Raw genomic sequence first — 20,344 nt, 5'->3', positions numbered from 1 at the left:
CAATTTTAATTGACACTTTTCTGAGCCAGGCATAGCATGCCTGGCATGGAACTTACCCGTCACCCTTCGCAGGCAAACTGGCCCATGCCGGGCGCGGTCGTTGCGTTGCTCAAGCCTATTACCTGGTTTCCACCGATGTGGGCCTATGCCTGTGGCGCCATTTCCGCCGGACACGGCTTCGGCGGGCGGCTGGGTTTTGTTCTGCTTGGCGTCCTGCTGGCTGGCCCCCTTCTGTGCGGCACCAGTCAGGCGGTCAATGACTGGTACGACCGGCACGTGGATGCGATCAACGAACCGCACCGGGTGATCCCCTCGGGCCGCATGCCCGGCTTCTGGGGGCTTTACATCGCCATCGCCATGTCGCTGCTGTCCCTGCTGGTTGCCTTCTTGATGGGCACCTTCATCTTCGCGGCCGCCCTGCTTGGTCTCGCATTTGCCTGGGGCTACAGCGCCCCTCCACTCCGGTTCAAGCAAAACGGCTGGATCGGCAACGGCGCAGTCGGCTTCAGCTACGAAACCCTGCCCTGGCTGACGGCGGCGACCGCCTTGACCGGCGTCGTTCCCGAGGCTCCGGTCTGGATCGTGGCCCTCTTCTACGGGCTTGGCGCACACGGCATCCTTACCCTCAATGATTTCAAGGCGATCACGGGCGACAGTAAGATGGGGATCCGGACCCTGCCGGTGCTGCATGGTGCACGAGCTGCAGCGATCATTGCGTGCGCGATCATGGCGGCTGCCCAAGTCGGAGTAGTCGTTACTCTCTGGGTTTTGGGCCTCCCGATCTATGCCCTGGCAATCCTGATGGCCACGCTGCTGCAGGCCGCCTGCATGGTGCGTTTCGTCCGTGATCCTGTCCGGTTTGCGGTCTGGTATTCGGCGATCGGCGTCGGCCTCTACGTGACGGGAATGATGATCACCGCATTCGGGCTGCGCACGCTCGTGCCGCCAATCCTGTAAACCTTCTCGAAGGGAGACCCCCATGTTCGTCCGGGGAGACACCAAGCAAAACGCGGCTTCGGTCACAGCGGGATTGAGCTGGCTTTCCATTTTCCGGCTAGGCCTTGTTCAGGCTTCGCTCGGCGCCATCGTTGTTCTGACAAACTCCACGCTCAACAGGGTCATGATCGTCGAACTTGCCCTTGCCGCCGTCATTCCCGGTCTACTGGTCGGCCTGCATTACGGTGTTCAGATATCGCGGCCGCTCTGGGGACACCGATCCGATATCGGCAATTCCCGAACCAGCTGGATCCTGGGAGGCCTTGCTCTTCTGGCAGTGAGTGGAACCGCTGCCGCCGCGAGTACTTTTCTCTTCGAACACAGCTTCGCAGGCGGCCTCCTGGCTGCTCTTGTGGCCTACGCGCTCATCGGTGTCGGCATCGGCGCCAGCGGCACGTCACTCCTGGCCCTGATGGCCACCAAGACGGCACCGGAGCGCCGGGCGTCGGCGGCCACTATCACGTGGATGCTCATGATCGCTGGCATTGTCGTGACTTCCATTGTCACCGGCCTCAATCTGGAACCCTATTCCCATCTGCGCCTTGTCACCGTCACCGCGTTGACGGGAGCGGCCGTTCTGCTGCTCTCTGCGATCGCCGTTGCCGGCATCGAGCGCAAGCCGACGACAGACAACCGGCCTGGCCGGGAGAAACCGGGTAATTTCCGCGAAAGTGTGCGCGAAGTCTGGCGCGATCCGGAAGCACGATTGCTGACGGTATTCATCTTTCTTTCCATGCTGGCTTATTCGACCCAGGACCTGATCCTTGAGCCCTTCGCCGGACTGCTGTTTGCCATGTCTCCAGGCGAAACCACCCAGCTCTCGGGCGTCCAGCATGGCGGCGTCTTTGTCGGTATGGCGCTCGTCGGCATCGCCGGCGGGCTGTTTTCGAAACGCAGGCCGGGTCTGATGAAGATGTTTATCGTCACTGGGTGCGTCGGATCGGGCCTTGCCCTCGGCTTCCTCGCCATTTCCGCTTCTTTCGCCCCCTTCTGGCCACTTGAGGCGAATATCTTCCTGCTCGGCCTGATGAACGGCGCTTTTGCAGTCGCTGCGATCGGCACCATGATGATCCTTGCAGGCGGCGGCAGGAAGGCGAATGAAGGCATGCGCATGGGCGTCTGGGGCGCTGCCCAGGCGATTTCCTTCGGCCTCGGCGGACTGGCCGGCACCGTTGCCCTGACGCTCGGCCGGTGGGCAACCGCCCAAGACGGAACGGCTTTCGCGATTGTCTTTGCCCTTGAGGCGGTCCTGTTTCTGATGTCTGCCGGCATTGCCATGCGGATCGGATCGGGCCGACCGGAGCGTAGCCGTAGCCCCGCCTACGCGGGTCCGCCAGCAGTTCCCGCGGAATAAGTTCAACCAATCGCACCGGAAGGACCGTGTTATGCGTTCGATCTACGATGTTGCCGTCGTCGGGGGAGGCCCTTGCGGCGCGATTGCCGCGGAACGCCTCGCACGCTCAGGCCTGTCGGTCGTGCTGGTTGATCCCGGCAACCGCATCAAGCCTTGCGGTGGTGCCATACCGTCTCGCGCGCTCAAGGACTTCGACATTCCCGATGAGCTTCTGGTCGCCAGGGCCCACTCCGCCCGTATCATCGCCCCGTCCGGCAACACGGTCGAAATGCAGATCGGCGACATTGGATTTGTTGGCATGGTCGACCGGGAAACCTTTGACCCCTATCTGCGCGACCACGCCGCAAAAGCAGGCGCCAGCCTCATCACCGGCAAGCTGACCGAAATGGAGGATATGCCGGACGGTGTGTTGACGCTGAAAATAGAGCTGACTGACCGCGACGCTGACGAGAACGCGCACCAGGTCAGGACCAGACAAGTCATTGGCGCGGACGGTGCGAATTCCACGGTCCGACGCCTGATGTTTCCGGCGTGCAAGAAACCGCCCTATGTCTTTGCCTATCACGAGATTGTCGAAAGCCCGCGATCACCCGACCCGAACCGGTTCCAAACGGATCGCTGCGACGTGATCTATGACGGCCAGGTTTCACCCGATTTTTACGGCTGGGTGTTCCCGCATGGCGGCCAGACCTCCGTCGGTTGCGGCTCCGCGGTCAAGGGCCACAACCTGCGCCAGGCAACCTCTGTCTTGCGCAGCCGCGCCGGCCTCGAAGGGCAGCGCACGCTTCGGCGTGAAGGGGCACCCTTGCCGCTCAGGCCAATGCGGCGGTGGGACAATGGCCGCAACATTCTCCTTTTGGGCGATGCCGCCGGCACGGTTGCCCCGTCCTCCGGAGAAGGCATCTACTATGCCATGCTGTGCGGCACGCTCGGCGCCGATGCCGTCGCAGCCAGCCTTGCCACCGGGCAGGCGCGTGCATTGCGCCAGGCCCGGCGCCGCTTCATGGCCGAGCATGGCCGTGTCTTTTTCATTCTCGGTATCATGCAGGCTGTCTGGTACCGCAGCGATCGCTTCAGGGAACGGTTCGTTTCGCTCTGCGCCGACCCGGACATTCAGCGTCTCACCTGGGAATCCTATCTCAACAAGCGCCTGGTCCACCGGGATCCGCTCGGCCACGTCCGGGTGTTCTTCAAGGATCTCGCCCAACTGGCGCGCATTCCGGCGGGCCAGAAATGAGCGCCCTGCTCTCCTCAGTCCAGACCGGCTGGCCCGCATTTGTGGCCATCCTGTTTCTTTGGGCGGAAATCGCGCTGCTTTGCATACTTTCCAGCACGCCGGGCGCGCGTTTCAAACTGCTGCTTGCCAATGTGCTCGCCGGCAGTTGCCTGTTGGCAGCGCTCGGCTTCGCCCTGCGCGGCGCTGTGCCTTTCGTTTTGCTCTATCTGAGCCTGGCGCTGGTCGCGCATGTCTGGGATCTCGTTACGCGTCTGCGTAATCAAGCTGCCACGTTGAGACGCCGAACGGAAAAATTGAGGGCACCGGCAGTGGTGACCCAAAGGAGGTAAGGCACGAACAGCAGCGAGGCGAGCGCGGAAACAGTCCAGGCCGACACGATGAATGCGGCAATGGCAAACCAGAGAAGGCTTATATCCGCAAGCGCCAGATCCATCCGCCGCAACCCGAAGAACAGCCACGACCACATACCATTGAGCACGATCTGAACAGACCAGAACAGCAGCGGCAGGGACCAGCCGGCCGCGGTCCAGACACTCCAGCCCGCATAGGCAATCATGATGTACAGCAAGGTCCAGACGGTTGGGAAGGCCCAGTTCGGCGGTGTCCAGGACGGTTTACGCAGTGTCTGGTACCAGGGCCCTGGCTTGAAGACCGCTCCACTTGCGGCTGCCACGAAAACCAGTCCAACAAAAATCGCCGCAGCCATTTGCGAGCTCCTATCCGCGAAGTTCAGCACCTCACTGTTAGATAGGGTGATAGGCGCTGGAAAGAAGACCGCCTGGCTTGCCGATGGCGGTCGGCCAACTGATTGCAACAAAGGAGGAATGTCATGCGGAAGTTTACCATCCTGCTTGCAGCCGTAACGGTTTTGGCAAGCTCACCGATTGCAAATGCCCAAGACGGCGACCCGGAAGCGGGTGCGAAGGTTTTCCGCAAATGCGCGGCCTGTCACAACATTGAAACCGACAAGCAAAAGGTCGGTCCCTCCCTGCAGGGTGTAATCGGCCGCCAACCGGGAACGGTGGAGGATTTCAAATACTCCAAGGCCATGGTCGAGTTCGGAGAGGGCAAGGTCTGGAATGCGGAACTCCTCACCGTGTATCTCGCCAAACCGCGTGACGTCGTAAAAGGCACGCGAATGGCTTTCGCCGGGCTGAAGAAGGACGAAGACATTGCCAACGTCATTGCCTATGTCAGTCAGTTCAGTCCATCTGAATGAGCGAGGGCGCGACCCTTGCCGTTGACAACGGCCAATGTGGTCGCAGCTTTTTCAAGCCAAAAGTGTAAAAAGAAGTTTACACTTTCCTCAAGATCCCGGACAATGATTTCAAGACACAACTGTCCACTGGTGATGCGCAAAGCCGCGCAAGCACCAGTAACAGCCTGCGGTCCATAGTCGGCCGCCAGCGAGTGGACGGGCGCATGCGCGGGAGGAAACGCAATGGGCTCCAGAAAAAAGTTGCTGACCCCGTTGCTTGACCAGGTCAACACACCAGGTGATCTCAAGAACCTGAGCGATGACGATCTTGCCAGGCTCGCAACCGAGCTGCGTGCCGAGATCATCGATACCGTTTCCGATACAGGCGGCCATCTGGGCTCCGGGCTCGGTGTCGTGGAGATCACGGTCGCGCTCCATGCCGTTTTCGACACGCCCGAAGACACGCTGATCTGGGATGTCAGCCACCAGTGTTATCCGCATAAGGTACTGACCGGCCGGCGCGACCGGATACGCACCTTGCGCAAGAGGGACGGCCTGTCCGGCTTCACCAAACGCAGCGAAAGTCCCTACGACCCCTTCGGAGCGGCCCACTCCTCAACGTCCATTTCCGCCGGCCTCGGCTTTGCCGTTGCACGCGATCTGGCCGGCAAGGACGGCAACGTCGTCTGCGTGATCGGCGACGGCGCGCTTACCGCAGGCATGGCCTATGAAGGACTGAACAATGCCGGCGACCTCAATCGCAGGCTTATCGTGGTCCTCAACGACAACAACATGTCGATCTCGCCGCCGACCGGCGCCGTGTCCGGCCATCTCAACGCCATTGCCCGTACCGGCGCGGTCACGCGCGAGCGAAACCTTTTTGAAAACATCGGCTTCACTTATCACGGACCCGTGGACGGTCACGATATTGCCGGTCTCCTGGCCACTTTGCGAAAGCTCAAAACCGACGCCGACGGTCCGGTCCTCCTTCATGCACTCACGCGCAAGGGGGCAGGTTACGGTCCTGCCGAGGCGGCAGAAGACAAATATCACGGCGTGTCCAAATTCGACATTTCGTCCGGCAAACAGTCCAAGTCGCCGCCGAAAGCTCCCAGCTACACCAAGGTGTTTGCCAAAGCGCTGATCGAGGAGGCCAGGCGGGACGAGCGCATCATCGCCATCACCGCGGCCATGGCCGCCGGCACCGGCGTCGACCAGTTCGCCCGGCACTTTCCCGAGCGCAGCTTCGATGTCGGTATCGCCGAACAACATGCCGTGACCTTTGCCGGTGGCCTTGCAGCCAGCGGCATGCGGCCATTCTGCGCCATTTATTCAACGTTTCTTCAGCGCGCATACGACCAGGTGGTCCATGACATTGCCCTGCAGAATCTTCCCGTCCGTTTTGCCATCGACCGGGCCGGTCTCGTCGGTGCCGACGGTGCAACTCACGCGGGCGCCTTTGACATCGGCTATCTTGCCAACTTGCCAAATTTCACCGTGATGGCGGCAGCCGACGAGGCCGAACTGGTGAACATGGTTCGAACAGCCGCAGAACATGACCTTGGACCGATTGCGTTCCGCTATCCGCGCGGAGAAGGCACGGGCGCGCTTATATCCGATACGCCTGTAGCCTTGCCGATTGGCAAGGGCAGGATTGTCGATATCGGCCACACGGCTGCGCTTCTGTCCTTCGGCGCCAGGCTGGACCAGTGTCTCGAGGCCAGAGCTTTGCTGGCGGCGCTCGGCATTTCCGTGACCGTGGCCGATGCACGTTTCGCCAAGCCGCTCGATACGGACCTCCTTGAAGATCTCTTTGACACCCATGAACTGCTGGTCACGATCGAGGAAGGCGCTACCGGAGGGTTTGGCGCACTCGTTCTGCATCATCTGGCCGGGCGCGGCCTTTTGGACGGGCGCTGCGGCATCCGCACGATGACCTTGCCGGACAGCTTCATCCCGCAAGCCTCGCCCCACGAAATGTATGACGAAGCGGGCCTGAACGCCCGGCAGATTGCGGGTCTGGTGCGCCAGACCCTATCACGCCTGGATCACGGCATGGCTGCCACACTCGGCGGCGGTACGGTCCGTGTGCAGGATCGGGCGCATTGGGCGCACCGCGCCGAGGACCGGTAAGAAACAACAGCGTGAGATTTTACCTACATGAAGAGTTGATCTCGTTTGGCGGATGCAAGCTGATGTAGTACCATTGGCTGAGTGGAGGAGCCTGACCGCCTAGGCCGAGTCATCGGGAGGGGGAATTGGCCTATAAAGAAAACAGCGATACAGCGGCGGATAAAAACAATACACCGTCATCGATTGCTGAGACTGGCCAGACATTAACGGCAGACAAAAGTACCCATCTGTCCTCGCAGGATCTGACGATCCTGGAACGGACGGTGCGTGGTCAAGTGTCAAGTCTGGTCGGAGCGCTTCATCCCCGCAGGGGAAAGCCCAACAGCAACGGATTTGTCGTTTCGGACCTGGACCTTCGGCTGCGTCCGGAACTTGACGAACGCGCGCGTCAAATGCCGGCCATGGACAAGGCGGTTTCCTATCGAGTGCCATTCCTGAAATCGCTCATCGATCCGGATCCGCGTCACCACCGGGACCTGATCGAGGAATTGGTGCAGGCCGATATCCCGCTTCAGACACTGGCCATTCATCTTCTGTGTCCGATTGCAACGGAACTCGGCAATTACTGGTGCGACGATGAAACCGATTTCTTGCAGGTGGCCGTGGCCTCTACGCGGCTAAGCAACGTCGTCAATCATCTGACCCATGCCGGACCTCAATCCTCGCCCCATGCCTCTGCGAAACGTATCCTTCTTGCACGGTCTCACGGGACCAAGCACACGCTGGGCATTAACTTGGTGCGCATGTGCTTCCGTGACCTCGGCTGGATCGTCGATGGTGGCGCCGACATGGAAATCGGCGAAACCATGTATATGCGCCTGTCGAGCAAACCCTATCATCTCCTCGGCCTGTCGATCGGCCAGTTGGAAGAAGCAAGGGACTGCTCGGAAGCGATCGCTCGCTGCCGGTCGGAAAGGTCGACACGAGGCACCAGCATCGTGATCGGCGGCGCCGCCGTACTCACGCGCCCGGACGATTTTCAACATATCGGTGCAGACATCGTCGCCCGATCCGCGCTTGAGGTCATCAAGCTGGCGGAACGTGCCGTGGGATGAAGACGCTGGAAGGCTGAATATTTGGGGCACGTTGAAGAGCAATGCTCACTTCGGCCGAAGTTGCCAATGAACGGTCCACCAGTCTGCTTTTCTTCCGTCTACTGCGAAAGATGTTGGTGTGTGATTTAGCGGCCAAGGTCAGCTCTGACTGGTTCAGACGGCATGTGGCCGGACTCAATTTCGATCAGGTATTTTGCGATAATCTGCGGGTGCCGCATTCGGCGAGATATCGATGATAGAACTCTCCATTCAGTTGTGTTGCTTGCCGTTGCAACGGTGTGGTCCCGATCCTCTGGTCCGGCAGCCCCAGCCAGTCGAGCAGGAGCTGTGTTGCCGCTCGGGGATTCTGGGCGAAGCGCTCATAAGCGGCATAAAACGGCACGATGCTGTTTTCTCTGAAATAGGTCAGCCAGTTTTCGCAGTCCTGCGAAATCCAGTTCACAAGCCCGTCAATTTTTTCAAAGTCGTAGCGGGGTTCGGCCCTCCTTTCCTGAGATGAAACCCATTGCTGGGTCTGTATTGCGATGTGAAGCGACACCGCCTGATAGTAGACGTCGCCCCGGTAGTTGTAGACGTAGAGGCAATTCCCGAAGAGTTCCTCCAGCCTTGTCAAACCGAGATCCCGCAAAAAGTCAAACTGATACATGTGCAACATCAGGGAAACCGGGAGACCTGAGGCGGCGTCGGTGTCGCGGATCGCCTGCACATAACGCTGCAGGTCCGTCTTCGTTTCGGGGAGTTCGTGAAACTCCGGCATGAAATGCCGGATCACCTTGTCAAAAGTCCCATGACCGAACCATTCGTAAGTCTGCCGGGTCACGTTCGATGCACTGAGCGTGGTAGCTAATGCCGTACTGCCTGTTCTCTGAGTGGAAGCGAAAACAATCGTATCGCACGGTAGGCGTACTGGTGTTGTCATTTCGATAACTCGCATGGCAACAAGATGTTGTAAATAACGAGCTTGGGCTGCCAGAACTTGTCGGTCAACAATCTTTACGGCAACCCGTCCTAAAGCGGTAAACCGGTAAGACGTTCCGGATTGGAGCGTTTATCGTTATACACTGGTCGTGCGCGCCGTCGGCCTTGAAACAGTTTGCGAAGTTTGAAACTGATGCTTGTCACGGAACACCTACCTGCCCGGAAGATCTTTCCGACACGCTCATGTTACTGACATTTTTCACGATTTCTGACCGGGAGCAGTTGTTACTTTCACCAATTATTGAGTGAAAAATAATGGCGCTACAAAAACGGGTGTTTTTCTTTTTGAGTACGTTCGGTCAGTTAGAACGACGTCTGTAACATCGACCCCGTCGATATTCTGCATTTGCAGAGCACATCATCGCCTTTACAGCCCGGCGACGATGCTACGTCAAGAAATGTCGTCGCGATGATGGAGCACTCGGTTGCCCAGACAGGTGTCTATGACGAGCAAGAACGCTTGCGACTTACCTTCGAGCCCTTTCGCAAAGCCTACTTCATACTCCCAGGTGAGAACCTGTGTCGGTCAACCACGCATGATGGCAAACAGCGCGTCTACATTGTCATGAACTTAGAGGAAGTTTGATTTCTGAAACTTATTATCAATAAAAATCTGGTTAGTATTTGATGAGACAGGTGCGTTATCTTGCAAAGGTATAAATATATGCAAGATAGCAATATCAATGCAGTATATGCGATTTCATCGCAGGCGATGATCGAGAATTATCCATACAAACAGGCAAAAGAGAAGAATGGAACACAGGTTGCAGTATCCGCTTCTCGCGCACTTTGGATTTCAAGTGTTCTAGGTCACTGGTCAGATAAAATGTTTGATATCGCGGGAATACTGCAGAAAATTTTTGCGTCGTCTCCCTCCAAAATTGGAGTCTTCGATTGCAATGGCCAGATACTATTGGCCAATAATTCGTTGCAGGCAGACTTAAATGTGACTGCAGAGCAAATCCACGGCAAGAATATAGATGATTTTCCTCAATGCCGATACTTTTTGGGACTCAAGGAAGCTATTCAGAAAACTGCGGTTAAAGGCCGACCAACAGACTTAGAATTTCCATTCGAAGATTCAAAGGGTGAAGTCGGCGTACACACCATCAGGCTGATGCCAATTCTTGGCGACGACAATAAAGCGCTCTATGTTATTTTATATAGCCAGCGATCAACCTACAGCGAAACGTTGAATCCCAGTTTTGCAGGGGCTGAGGATCAGCTACACGCTGCCGTCCGGGTTTTGCCTGACATTTTTTGGATCAAGGATACTAAAGGGCGTTACTTGCTCTGCAACGAAGAGTTTGATCGCTTTAACAACATTGCACGTAACAGCGCGCTCGGAAAAAAGGCTTCTGATCTTTCGACAGGGACCATCTACGAAATTCATCGAATGACAGATGAGCAAGCCCTTTCATCGACTGAACCTGTCCGCTTTGAGTTGGAAATACCGGCGAACGAGATCAACGATAATAGGTTCTACGAAATTCAGAAAATTGCTATCCGCGATAGTGAAGGCAAGATTTCCGGTCTACTCGGATTGGCACGCGATGTAACCAGTCAGCGCAAACTGGAGAATGATCTGCGAACGCGTGAGCGGGAATATCGCCACCTGGTAGAACATTTACCGGACAACATCATACGCTACGATCCGAACTTAAATCCGGTATATATGAATACTGCCCTCATCAATAATTTGAGAGATGCGTTAGGGGAAGATCTCGGAATCTTAATCAACGAACGGAAGGCGACTCCGGCAAATGAACCTGCCATTAGCGAGTTCCGTGAAATTGTCTCCCACGTTTTAAAACATGGTCGGCCACAAATAACCGAAACGGTCCTAAAAAGACCCGACGGAGAAGAAATAGTCTTCGAGGTCCGGCTCATTCCCGAGTTCGATGACAATGGCGAAACGACTTCGGTCCTCGGAATTGGCCGAGATATTACCGCAAAAAAGATAGCCGAACGGCAACTTGCATCGAACCAACAGGAATTGCGCAGGCTTGCGTTTACGGATGATCTTACTGGATTAGCTAACCGAGCCTCTTTCACCACGACGTTAACCGAGCATTTGAAACGCGCTACGAACAAAGAGAAAAAGATTGCGCTTTTGATCATAGATATCGATCGACTAAAGACGATCAATGACACGCTTGGACATGCTGCGGGCGACGTCGTCTTGCAGAGAATGGCCCGGCAGTTACAAAACGTAGCAGACACTGCAGCGTGGATAGGCCGGCTCGGGGGTGACGAATTTGCTCTCATTCTCTCAGACCTGGATTCCGCCGAATCTGCCGAACAGCTTGCTGGGCAATTAATCCAGGAGGCCTGTTTGTCTATGGCGCTAGAAGGCAACACCATCAATGTTGACCTGAGCATCGGTATTGCCATCGCGCCCGACGACAGTTCTCACCCTGATGCTTTATTTCGACAAGCAGACATAGCTCTATACTCGGCCAAAGGAGCGAATGGCGGTTGTTTCTGCAGGTACGATGAGGGGATGAGCCGAGCGATCAATCGACGCTTCGAAATGGAAGCAATGATCAACGAAGGCCTTCGACTGGATCAGTTTGTCGCTCATTTTCAGCCGAAGATTACTTTGGCGACCTTGGAAGTACGTGGCGCAGAAGCGCTTTGCCGTTGGAGACACCAGGAAAGGGGCATGATTCCCCCAGGCGAATTTATTTCTGTTGCCGAAGAAACCGGGCAAATCATCGAGATAGGGAAACGAATCCTGCAACAGGCGTGCGAAGTTGCAGTCGAGTGCAACCGTCATAGCGCTGTTCCTATCGTCATAGCCGTCAATGTGTCCGCCCGACAATTGATTTTTGGCGGCTTTCTCGGTGCGCTGGTTCACTGTTTAGAGGCTACGGGCTGTAAAGCGTCCTGGATTGAACTGGAAATTACGGAGAGCCTACTTCTAATTGAAGATGAAACCATCGTTGAAACACTGGAAAGCATTTCACGCCTCGGCATAATCATCTCATTGGACGACTTCGGCACCGGATACTCGTCACTGAGTTATCTTCAGAAGTTTCCCATTTCCGGGCTCAAGATCGATCAATCCTTTATTCGCGAAGTTGAAAAAAGCAGTAAGCAGGAAGCTCTTGTGCGCACAATTCTGACGATGGCCCAGAGTCTGGGATTGAAAACCGTGGCCGAGGGAATCGAGACTTCGAAAACTGCAGCCTGGCTCACTGACCTCGGCTGCACCGAAGGCCAAGGATATTTATGGCATCATCCGATGCCAGCTTCTAACCTAATCGACCTGATTGAGAGTTGCCCCCTACAGATGAACAAACGCTAAGCCGACCCGTGACGACTTCATCGAAGCCTTCAGCAGCAAGTCCCGGCCAAAAAGTCTGAACGTCCATCAGTTCCTGACGCTTGCGGATGCCCGCTATTGGCATCGTCTCTACAATGCGGAACGGTCTCGTTCAGCGATCCAGACGTCAGGCTCGATGCCCTGTGACGCGCGAAGCCCTCACTTCACCGCAACAAGTTTATCGAATTGGCGACTTCCATCAGCCGCGGCGCAATTTCGTTGTGAACGCGTTCGAGTGGCCACTTCAGGGAAGACACAGAGCATTGGACGGTGCCAGCGACATTGCCGATCCTGTCGAATACTGGCGCCGCAACGCCGATTTCGTTGATGATATTCTGGTTGACCGCTATTCCGTAGCCTTGCTGCGCGGCTTCCTCGACTTCCCTTGCAATCTGCGACCGATCCGTCACCGTGCGGGGTGTAATCTTGTCGATAGGCCAGGTCTCGAGCGCTTCCCGTCGTTCGGCCTCACCCATGTGGGCCAGTATGATGCGGCCAGACGACGAACTCAGCGCCTGCACCTTGTTGCCGATGAGCATGGCGGCGAAACTGGTGAGCTGGGTCGGGATGCGAATGACGTAGATGATATCGGTGCCGGCAGGTCTGGCAGCGTTGACCCGCTCGCCGAGGTCACGGCTGAGGTCAATCAGTTTCGGCATGGCAAGCTGGACGAACGGATCGGACCACATATAGGCGGCCGCGAGCTCCAGGAACTTCAGGGACGGCCGGAACCGCCTGCTTTCCGGATCCTTTTCGAGATAGCCGGTCTTGTGAAGCGTGTTGGTGAACCGCTGCGCCGCGCTCTTGTCCATTCCCACGATCTCGGCAAGCTCCGTCAGGCCAAGCTCGGTGCGATGCGCATTGAAGGCGGACATGATCCGCAGCCCCTTTTCGAGTGACCCGACGAACAGCGTGTCCTGCTTTTTCTGAATTGGTTTCGCCACTTAATTAGCCTCGCCTAACTTTAGGGCACTCCCACGCTTGACAAAAAGCGAGAATAAAATGCACTCTATGATTATAAAATAAGAAGTATTAAATAATAATACAACAAAAAACCAACCAGAGGGTCGGCTAAGGGCCGGTTTTGAACAGATGAAACCAATCATAGCGACAGGTGTGATCGCTCTTGCCGCCGCGCTTTCCAGCGGTCAGGCGTTTGCGAACAAGGCGGATGACACACTTCACACCGCCTTTTCAAAAGAACTGGAAACCACCGACTTCTACTTCCAGTCGGCGCGTGAAGGCACGATCCTGGCTCGTCAGGTCTGGGACGGTCTCGTTTACCGTGATCAAAAGACCGGAGAATACACCGGCAACCTGGCTTCTTCCTGGGAGTGGATCGACGACACCACACTGGAATTCAAGCTGCGCGAAGGCATCAAGTTCCACAATGGCGAGGAGTTCGACGCCGACGATGTCGTCTACACAGTCAATTACGTCGTCAATCCGGACAATCACGTGGTCGTTCCCGGCAACGTCAACTGGATGAAAAGCGCGGAAAAGATCGACAAATACACGGTCCGGATCCACACCAACGGGCCGTTCCCGGCAGCGCTTGAATACCTTGCCGGGCTGGTGTCCATTTATCCGAATGAATACTACGCCGAGGTAGGGCCGACCGGAATGGGTCAGAAGCCCGTCGGAACGGGCCCCTACATGGTCGAAAGCGTCGATCCCGGCAAACACTACGTTCTCAAGAAATACGACGACTATCACGATAGCCCGAAAGGCAAAGCCTCCATTGGAACCATCGATATCCGGACCATTCCGGATGTGAACACGCAGATGGCCGAGCTGTTCTCCGGGGGCATCGACATGATCTGGAACGTTCCGTCCGATCAGGCCGCTCAGCTCAAGACGATGGACCAATTCACCGTCTCCAACGAGAGCACCATGCGGATCGGCTACATCACGATGGATGCCGCCGGCCGCGGCGGTGAAAACCCCTTCCAGAAGAAGGAAGTTCGTGAGGCCGTTGGATATGCCATCGACCGGCAGGCCATTGTCGACAACCTTCTCCAGGGCAGCTCGAAAGTTGTTCCGTCCGCCTGCTACCCGAGCCAGTTCGGCTGTGAGCAGGACGTAAAAGCCTATCCGTATGATCCTGAGAAGGCCAAGGCGCTGCTGGCTGAGGCCGGTTATCCGGATGGTTTCACGATCGACTTCTATGCCTACCGCGACCGCCCTTATGCGGAAGCCATGATGGCCTATCTGGCCGAGGTCGGCATCAAGACCGATCTCAACTTCCTGCAATATTCAGCTCTGCGTGAAATGCAGCAAAAAGGCAATGCCGGGTTTGGTTTCCTGACCTGGGGCTCCAACTCGATTGCCGACGTCTCGGCAATCACCAGCCTCTTCTTCAAGTTCGGCAACCAGGATTTCGCCCGGGATGAAGAGGTCAAGAACTGGCTGGATGCCGGAGACAAGACGGTCGACGGCGAAGTTCGGAAGGAAAGCTACTCCAAAGCGCTGAAGAAGATTGCGGAAGAGGCTTACTGGATCCCGCTGTTTTCCTACAACACCAACTACGTCTTCACGAAGGAGGTAGACTTCACGCCGACGCCGGATGAAATCGTCCGCTTCTTCGAGATGAGCTGGAAGTAAGACGGCCCTGCCGTCCTGGTCCCGCTCTCTCATCGAGAGCGGGACACCCCTCGTGTTGGAGTGCACTTCATGCTTGCCTTTGCTCTCAAGCGGCTTGGCCTGGCCGTTCTGGTGACAATTACCGTTTCGGTCATAAGCTTCTCCCTTTTGCATCTTTCAGGAGATCCGGCCACTGCAATCGCCGGAGAAAACGCGACAGAAGCCGATATTGCTGCAATCAACGAACAGTATGGTTTCGACCGACCTCTTGCAGAACAATATGCAGACTGGCTCTGGAACGCCGTGCAAGGAGACTTCGGCCAAAGCTACTACTTCAAGCTTCCGGTCGCCCAGCTTATCTCCGACCGTCTCTCCGTCACGATGACGCTCGGCGTTTGCGCGATTTCCTTTGCGCTGCTGACTGCCGTACCGCTCGGGGTCCTTGCCGCCATACGTCCAAACTCGCTGATCGACCGCGTCGCTCTCTTCATATCCGTTGCCGGCCAGGCCATGCCGAGTTTCTGGTTCGGGCTCATCATGATCGTTGTCTTCTCGATCAAGTTCCGTCTTTTGCCGCCGTCAGGGTCAGAGACATGGCAGCACTTCATCATGCCGACAATCGTGCTTGGCTATTACGCCATGCCCGCAATCATGCGGCTCACCCGTGCCGGTATGCTGGAAGTGCTGAATGCCGATTACATCCGCACGGCGCGCGCCAAAGGAGCAGGTGCAGCACGGGTCCTGTTCAAACACGCGCTCAGAAACGCAATCGTTCCGGTGGTCTCGCTGGCAGCGGTGCAGATGGGTTTCATGCTCGGCGGGTCTATTGTCGTGGAATCCATATTCGCCCTACACGGCGCAGGGTATCTCGCGTGGGAATCGATCGGCCGTCACGACCTGCCCACCGTTCAGGCGCTGATCCTGATTTTTTCCTGCTTCTACATCCTCTTCACTCTGCTGTCTGACCTGGCAAACGCCTGGCTCGACCCGCGCATCAGGGTAGGTTGACATGACGAGTACCCCCGCACAAACCGCAGAAAGCATCGTTGCCCTCAGCCCCGGTGCAATGCTTCGCCGCCGCGCCTTCGGGCATTACGGCCTGCTCTTCGGCCTTGCTGTCCTCGGCCTTGTCTTCGCTGCGGCACTCTTCGCCCCGCTGCTGGCAGAGCACAGCCCGTACACGCAAAATCTCGCTGCCAGAATGAAACCGCCGTTCTGGATGGCAGGAGCCGATCCCTCTCACCTGCTGGGCACCGACCAGCTCGGGCGTGACTATCTGGCGCGCCTGCTCTACGGCGCTCGCATATCGCTGCTGATCGGCATTGTCACAGCCGTTATCTCCGGCCTGATCGGCACGACGCTCGGTGTTGCCGCCGGTTATTTCGGCGGGAAAGTCGACCTGGCAGTGACGTTCCTCATCAACGTACGCCTGGCGATGCCGGTGGTGCTGGTGGCGCTTGCCATTGTTGCCCTGTTTGGCGGCTCGCTTCAGATCGTCATCCTGGTGCTGGGCTTCCTGCTCTGGGACCGGTTCGCGGTGGTCATGCGCTCTTCCGTCATGCAGATACGTGGACTGGAATATGTCAATGCGGCCCGTGCCATCGGCTGCACCACGCCGCGCATCCTGCTTTCGGAAATCATGCCGAATGTGGTCAACAACCTCATCGTTGTGATGACCCTTGAGATGGCGCACGCCATTCTGCTGGAAGCCGCGCTTTCCTTCCTGGGGCTCGGCGTTCAGCCACCCACGCCTTCGTGGGGCCTGATGATTTCGGAAGGCAAGGAAATGATGCTGTTCCAGCCCTGGTTGATCACCATTCCAGGCATTGCCCTCTTCCTTCTGGTTCTTGCAATCAATCTCCTTGGAGACGGACTGCGCGATGTCACTGCACCGGAGGCCAAGGGATGACCGACCCTATTCTCAACGTCAGGAATCTGACCGTCGACATTCCCATCGGGGCCGGCACACTGCATGCGGTGCGCGGTATCGATTTCGAGCTCAACCGTGGCGAAACTCTCTGCATCGTCGGTGAATCGGGATCCGGTAAATCGCTGACGTCACTCGCCATCATGGGCCTTCTCGGAAAACGGCTGCAGGTTCGCGCAGATGTGCTGGAATTCGAAGGCCGTGACCTCAGATCAATGCCGCCAAGGGAAATGCGGGCGCTCAGGGGCGACCGCATGGCGATGATTTTCCAGGAACCGATGACTTCGCTCAACCCGGCTTACACGATCGGTGACCAGCTCTGCGAGGCGCTGCGTCTGCATCGCAAGGTGTCAAAGGCAGAGGCGATGACACGGGCTGCCGACCTTCTCGGCAAGGTTGGCATCACGGCCGCGGAAAGCCGTCTCAGACAATTTCCGCACCAGCTTTCCGGCGGCCTGCGACAGCGGGTGATGATTGCCATGGCACTGATGTGCGAACCGGACCTGATCATCGCCGATGAACCGACGACAGCGCTCGATGTGACCATCCAGGCTCAGATCCTGCGCCTGCTCGCGGATCTCAAACGTGAGATGAACATGGCCTTGATCCTGGTCACGCACGACCTCGGGGTCGTCGCGCGCATCGCCGACAAGGTGGCGGTGATGTACGCCGGCGAAATCGTGGAAAGCGGCTCCGCAAAGGCAATTTTCGACGCCCCTGCCCATCCTTATACCCGCGGGCTGCTCAACTGCATTCCCGTGCCCGGAAAGACGAAACCGGGGGAACCGCTCGGGTCGATCCCCGGGATCGTTCCCTCTCTAATCGGCACCGTCTCGGGATGTGCGTTCCGCAGCCGCTGCGAACTGGCGGTGGAGGCCTGTGCCACGACTGTTCCGGAACGCTCTGCCAGTGGCGAGCACATGTACCGCTGCTTTCATGAACCGCTGAAAAGTGAGGTGGCGTGATGTCGGGCATGAAAAACCGTGAACCGGTGCTGGAACTGACCAACATCACCAAGACCTATCAGGTCAAGCAGGGCATGTTCTCCAAGCCGAAACCGCTGCAGGCGATAGGGGGCGTCTCCTTGCGCCTGCACAAGAAGGACGTCCTGGGCCTGGTGGGGGAATCGGGTTGCGGCAAGTCGACTTTGGCCAAGATCCTGCTCGGACTGGAACAACCGACCTCCGGTGAAGTTCTCGTCGATGGCAAGGAGATCGGCCCGGCGGACCGGCAACTGCTCGCCCGGCGCATCCAGCCGATCTTTCAGGACCCCTATTCTTCGCTCAATCCGCGAAAGTCCATCGAGGAAATCGTTTCGCTGCCGCTTGTGGTCCACAAGATCGGCGACAGCGCCTCTCGCAGTAGGGCGGTTGCGAAGATGCTTGATCTCGTCGGGCTGCCGGAACGCGTTCGGCGCGGCTACCCCGGCCAGTTATCGGGCGGCCAGCGTCAGCGGGTCGCCATCGCCCGCGCTCTGGTGATCAACCCGGAGATCGTCATCTGCGACGAACCGACCTCTGCTCTCGACGTGTCGATCCAGTCGCAGATCCTGAATCTGCTTGCGGATCTTCGCGAGGAACTCGGGCTCACCTATCTGTTTATCAGCCACAATCTGGCGGTTATCGAGCATCTTGCGACCCGTGTTGCGGTCATGTATCTCGGAAGGATTGTCGAGGAAACCTCGGCAGCCGATCTCTTTGCCGGTCCGAAGCATCCCTACACCCGGGCACTGCTGGACTCGGTGCTGACACCAGACCCCTCGCTCGCAGTTCCAGACATTCACCTGGGCGCCACCTTTCCAAATCCGATATCCCCTCCACCGGGATGTCACTTTCATCCCCGTTGCCCGTTGGCAACAGACCTTTGCGCCACGAAAGTGCCTCCGCACGTTCAGGCAGGTTCTTCCCACGTTGACTGCCATTTCTATGAAAAGAGTGCCGACGGACTTTCCATCCAACCAATTTGACGCGAACATCAAATGAATAATTTTTCCAAGACACAGAGCGTTAGAAAACGCGTCACCGCGACCCGCGGAGGCATCGTTGCCGCACAGCACCGCAAGGCGGCAGAGGTCGGCGCCACCATTCTGGAAGCCGGGGGCGACGCCATCGACGCCGCGGTTGCGACATCCTTCGCGATCGGCGTTGTCGAGCCCTGGATGAGTGGGCCGGCGGGCGGTGGCTGCATGATGATCTGGCGCGAGGCCGAACAGAAGGCCTACACGCTGTTCTTCGGCATGCGGTCTCCCAAAGCCCTTGATCCGGCGGACTATCCGCTGGACAGCTCCGGCCGCTCCTCTGATCTCTTCCCCTGGCGCTCGGTGAAGGACGACCGGAATGTCCAGGGCGCCAGCGCAATTGCTGTTCCCGGCACCGTCGCCGGCATGGAACTCGCACACAAGAATTTCGGCCGGATCGGCTGGAAGGACTTGCTGTCACCAGCCGTGAGCCTTGCAAAAGACGGCCTGTTGGTCGACTGGTACGCATCCCTGATCATTGCCTCCACCACGCGTGAACTGGCCAAGGATCCAGATGCGGCGAAGCTCTTCCTTGAGGACGGGCAATGGCCGACCATTGCCGGCTGGACCGCACTTTCCCAGAAAAGGCTCGATATGGGCCAATTGGCCCAAACGCTGCAACGGCTTGCCGACGCAGGCGCGCGCGATTTTTACGAAGGCGACATTGCCAGGGCCATGGTCGCGGACGTCAGCGCCAAAGGCGGGTCGCTCAGCCTCGCCGACCTGAAGGCCTATCGGGCAGACCTGCGGGACGCAATCAGTGTTCCCTATCGCGGCGGCATGGTGCATGCTTCCAAAGGCCTGACGGCGGGGCCAAACCTCGCGGAGTGCCTTTCCACGATGCAACAGGCCTTTGAGCCGGGCGCTTCGCCCGATGGCTCAAGTTATGGCGCAATGGTCGACGCGCTCGGGACCACCTACAGAAACCGGTTGAAGACCATGGGCGATCAGGATGCCCCGCACGCGCCGTCCTGCACGACCCATTTCTCCGTGGTCGACCGGCAGGGCAACATGGTTGCCGTCACGCAGACGCTGCTTTCCATCTTCGGGTCGCGTGTGGTTTCCCCATCAACCGGTCTTCTTATGAACAACGGCATCATGTGGTTCGATCCGGAGCCTGGCAAACCGAATTCACTCGCCCCCGACAAGGGCTGCCTGATGAATGTCTGCCCTACGCTCGGCGAGATAGGCGGCAGGCGCTTTGCAATCGGCGCTTCGGGTGGGCGAAAGATTCTGCCCGCAGTTCTCAACCTGACGTCCTTCATGATGGATTTCGGACAGGATCTGGAGGGCGCATTCCATCAGCCCCGCGTCGACAACTCCGGCGTGGAGATCACCATCGCGGATGAGGATCTGCCTGCTGAAATCATCGCTTCACTGGAGACAATACAGCCGACGGTCACGGCGAAGCGAACAGTCTACCCCTATGCTTTCGCCTGCCCCGCCGGGGTAATGCGCGAAAATGGAATGAATACCGGCTGCACGGAAATCATGTCCCCCTGGGGCGATGCCGTGGCCGAAAAGGAATTGTAATCAGC

17 protein-coding genes are annotated in these 20,344 nt (G+C 57.6%); 13 read left to right on the top strand and 4 right to left on the bottom strand.

The genetic code is table 11. From position 1 onward, the window contains the following. Nucleotides 1-45: 45 nt before the first annotated feature. From chlG to V1T76_RS22490, 3 genes are read left to right on the top strand one after another with little or no spacing between them, the layout of a single operon-like run. Nucleotides 46-957 carry a chlorophyll synthase ChlG gene (chlG, locus tag V1T76_RS22500; RefSeq protein ID WP_330562926.1) on the top strand — a complete coding sequence of 304 codons (912 nt, stop codon included), beginning with the start codon at nucleotides 46-48 and terminating at the stop codon, nucleotides 955-957. A 22-nt stretch (nucleotides 958-979) separates the two neighbouring features. Continuing rightward, nucleotides 980-2,350, top strand: coding sequence for a BCD family MFS transporter (locus V1T76_RS22495; protein ID WP_330562925.1), 1,371 nt, complete (start codon nucleotides 980-982; stop codon nucleotides 2,348-2,350). Nucleotides 2,351-2,381: 31 nt separating this feature from the next. After that, entirely contained in the window at nucleotides 2,382-3,587 is a 1,206-nt protein-coding gene (locus V1T76_RS22490; protein WP_330562924.1) for a geranylgeranyl diphosphate reductase, read from the top strand. A 14-nt stretch (nucleotides 3,588-3,601) separates the two neighbouring features. Here the strand turns inward: V1T76_RS22490 and V1T76_RS22485 are convergent, their stop codons facing one another. Beyond that, nucleotides 3,602-3,817, bottom strand: coding sequence for a hypothetical protein (locus V1T76_RS22485; RefSeq protein ID WP_330562923.1), 216 nt, complete (start codon nucleotides 3,815-3,817; stop codon nucleotides 3,602-3,604). A gap of 29 nt (nucleotides 3,818-3,846) precedes the next feature. Further along, complete coding sequence (locus V1T76_RS22480) at nucleotides 3,847-4,293, bottom strand: TspO/MBR family protein (protein WP_330562922.1); 447 nt, start codon at nucleotides 4,291-4,293, stop codon at nucleotides 3,847-3,849. Nucleotides 4,294-4,416: 123 nt separating this feature from the next. Here V1T76_RS22480 and V1T76_RS22475 point away from each other — a divergent pair, with 123 nt between their 5' ends. The 3 genes from V1T76_RS22475 to V1T76_RS22465 all read left to right on the top strand — a co-directional run bounded on the left by V1T76_RS22475 (nucleotide 4,417) and on the right by V1T76_RS22465 (nucleotide 7,973). After that, entirely contained in the window at nucleotides 4,417-4,806 is a 390-nt protein-coding gene (locus V1T76_RS22475; protein WP_330562921.1) for a cytochrome c family protein, read from the top strand. A 222-nt stretch (nucleotides 4,807-5,028) separates the two neighbouring features. Continuing rightward, complete coding sequence (locus V1T76_RS22470; RefSeq protein ID WP_330562920.1) at nucleotides 5,029-6,918, top strand: 1-deoxy-D-xylulose-5-phosphate synthase; 1,890 nt, start codon at nucleotides 5,029-5,031, stop codon at nucleotides 6,916-6,918. Nucleotides 6,919-7,181: 263 nt separating this feature from the next. Further along, the gene (locus tag V1T76_RS22465) at nucleotides 7,182-7,973 is read left to right on the top strand and encodes a cobalamin B12-binding domain-containing protein (protein ID WP_330562919.1); all 792 of its coding nucleotides are present in this window, start codon (nucleotides 7,182-7,184) and stop codon (nucleotides 7,971-7,973) included. Nucleotides 7,974-8,157: 184 nt separating this feature from the next. Here V1T76_RS22465 and V1T76_RS22460 read toward each other — a convergent pair whose 3' ends face one another. Continuing rightward, nucleotides 8,158-8,892: a Stf0 family sulfotransferase gene (locus V1T76_RS22460; RefSeq protein ID WP_330562918.1), complete on the bottom strand. Its 735-nt coding sequence runs from the start codon at nucleotides 8,890-8,892 to the stop codon at nucleotides 8,158-8,160. A gap of 723 nt (nucleotides 8,893-9,615) precedes the next feature. Between V1T76_RS22460 and V1T76_RS22455 the strand changes: the two genes are divergently transcribed. Next, nucleotides 9,616-12,261 carry an EAL domain-containing protein gene (locus V1T76_RS22455; RefSeq protein ID WP_330562917.1) on the top strand — a complete coding sequence of 882 codons (2,646 nt, stop codon included), beginning with the start codon at nucleotides 9,616-9,618 and terminating at the stop codon, nucleotides 12,259-12,261. Nucleotides 12,262-12,443: 182 nt separating this feature from the next. On the opposite strand, the gene V1T76_RS22450 is transcribed toward V1T76_RS22455, so the two are convergent. Further along, nucleotides 12,444-13,223: an IclR family transcriptional regulator gene (locus V1T76_RS22450; RefSeq protein WP_330562916.1), complete on the bottom strand. Its 780-nt coding sequence runs from the start codon at nucleotides 13,221-13,223 to the stop codon at nucleotides 12,444-12,446. Nucleotides 13,224-13,371: 148 nt separating this feature from the next. On the opposite strand from V1T76_RS22450, the gene V1T76_RS22445 reads away from it, so the two are divergent. The 6 genes from V1T76_RS22445 to V1T76_RS22420 all read left to right on the top strand — a co-directional run bounded on the left by V1T76_RS22445 (nucleotide 13,372) and on the right by V1T76_RS22420 (nucleotide 20,339). After that, nucleotides 13,372-14,883: an ABC transporter substrate-binding protein gene (locus tag V1T76_RS22445; RefSeq protein ID WP_330562915.1), complete on the top strand. Its 1,512-nt coding sequence runs from the start codon at nucleotides 13,372-13,374 to the stop codon at nucleotides 14,881-14,883. Between the two features lie 69 nt (nucleotides 14,884-14,952). Continuing rightward, a complete protein-coding gene (locus tag V1T76_RS22440; RefSeq protein ID WP_330562914.1) occupies nucleotides 14,953-15,870 on the top strand; it encodes an ABC transporter permease in 918 nt (305 codons plus the stop codon). A 1-nt stretch (nucleotide 15,871) separates the two neighbouring features. Then, on the top strand, nucleotides 15,872-16,771 hold the full coding sequence (locus tag V1T76_RS22435; RefSeq protein WP_330562913.1) for an ABC transporter permease: 900 nt from the start codon (nucleotides 15,872-15,874) through the stop codon (nucleotides 16,769-16,771). Continuing rightward, nucleotides 16,768-17,754 (top strand): ABC transporter ATP-binding protein, encoded by a 987-nt coding sequence (locus V1T76_RS22430; protein WP_330562912.1) that lies wholly within the window; start codon nucleotides 16,768-16,770, stop codon nucleotides 17,752-17,754. The genes V1T76_RS22435 and V1T76_RS22430 overlap by 4 nt, the downstream gene beginning before the upstream one ends. Before the next feature lie 8 nt (nucleotides 17,755-17,762). Further along, nucleotides 17,763-18,755: an ABC transporter ATP-binding protein gene (locus V1T76_RS22425; protein WP_330562911.1), complete on the top strand. Its 993-nt coding sequence runs from the start codon at nucleotides 17,763-17,765 to the stop codon at nucleotides 18,753-18,755. 12 nt (nucleotides 18,756-18,767) lie between these two features. Beyond that, nucleotides 18,768-20,339 (top strand): gamma-glutamyltransferase family protein, encoded by a 1,572-nt coding sequence (locus V1T76_RS22420; protein WP_330562910.1) that lies wholly within the window; start codon nucleotides 18,768-18,770, stop codon nucleotides 20,337-20,339. The last annotated feature ends 5 nt before the right edge of the window (nucleotides 20,340-20,344 follow it).

This window comes from Roseibium sp. FZY0029 (assembly GCF_036350355.1).
In the GTDB taxonomy this organism is placed as follows: Bacteria; Pseudomonadota; Alphaproteobacteria; order Rhizobiales; family Stappiaceae; genus Roseibium.
The sequence above is the reverse complement of the archived record's forward strand: the minus strand, read 5'-3'. Positions and strand labels throughout refer to the sequence as shown.

Bases quoted from the DNA above. Each gene is read 5' to 3' on its own strand.
- chlG (WP_330562926.1), top strand. From the start codon at position 46: ATGGAACTTACCCGTCACCCTTCGCAGGCAAACTGGCCCATGCCGGGC.
- V1T76_RS22495 (WP_330562925.1), top strand. From the start codon at position 980: ATGTTCGTCCGGGGAGACACCAAGCAAAACGCGGCTTCGGTCACAGCG.
- V1T76_RS22490 (WP_330562924.1), top strand. From the start codon at position 2,382: ATGCGTTCGATCTACGATGTTGCCGTCGTCGGGGGAGGCCCTTGCGGC.
- V1T76_RS22485 (WP_330562923.1), bottom strand. From the start codon at position 3,817: ATGCGCGACCAGCGCCAGGCTCAGATAGAGCAAAACGAAAGGCACAGC.
- V1T76_RS22480 (WP_330562922.1), bottom strand. From the start codon at position 4,293: ATGGCTGCGGCGATTTTTGTTGGACTGGTTTTCGTGGCAGCCGCAAGT.
- V1T76_RS22475 (WP_330562921.1), top strand. From the start codon at position 4,417: ATGCGGAAGTTTACCATCCTGCTTGCAGCCGTAACGGTTTTGGCAAGC.
- V1T76_RS22470 (WP_330562920.1), top strand. From the start codon at position 5,029: ATGGGCTCCAGAAAAAAGTTGCTGACCCCGTTGCTTGACCAGGTCAAC.
- V1T76_RS22460 (WP_330562918.1), bottom strand. From the start codon at position 8,892: ATGACAACACCAGTACGCCTACCGTGCGATACGATTGTTTTCGCTTCC.
- V1T76_RS22455 (WP_330562917.1), top strand. From the start codon at position 9,616: ATGCAAGATAGCAATATCAATGCAGTATATGCGATTTCATCGCAGGCG.
- V1T76_RS22445 (WP_330562915.1), top strand. From the start codon at position 13,372: ATGAAACCAATCATAGCGACAGGTGTGATCGCTCTTGCCGCCGCGCTT.
- V1T76_RS22440 (WP_330562914.1), top strand. From the start codon at position 14,953: ATGCTTGCCTTTGCTCTCAAGCGGCTTGGCCTGGCCGTTCTGGTGACA.
- V1T76_RS22435 (WP_330562913.1), top strand. From the start codon at position 15,872: ATGACGAGTACCCCCGCACAAACCGCAGAAAGCATCGTTGCCCTCAGC.
- V1T76_RS22430 (WP_330562912.1), top strand. From the start codon at position 16,768: ATGACCGACCCTATTCTCAACGTCAGGAATCTGACCGTCGACATTCCC.
- V1T76_RS22425 (WP_330562911.1), top strand. From the start codon at position 17,763: ATGAAAAACCGTGAACCGGTGCTGGAACTGACCAACATCACCAAGACC.
- V1T76_RS22420 (WP_330562910.1), top strand. From the start codon at position 18,768: ATGAATAATTTTTCCAAGACACAGAGCGTTAGAAAACGCGTCACCGCG.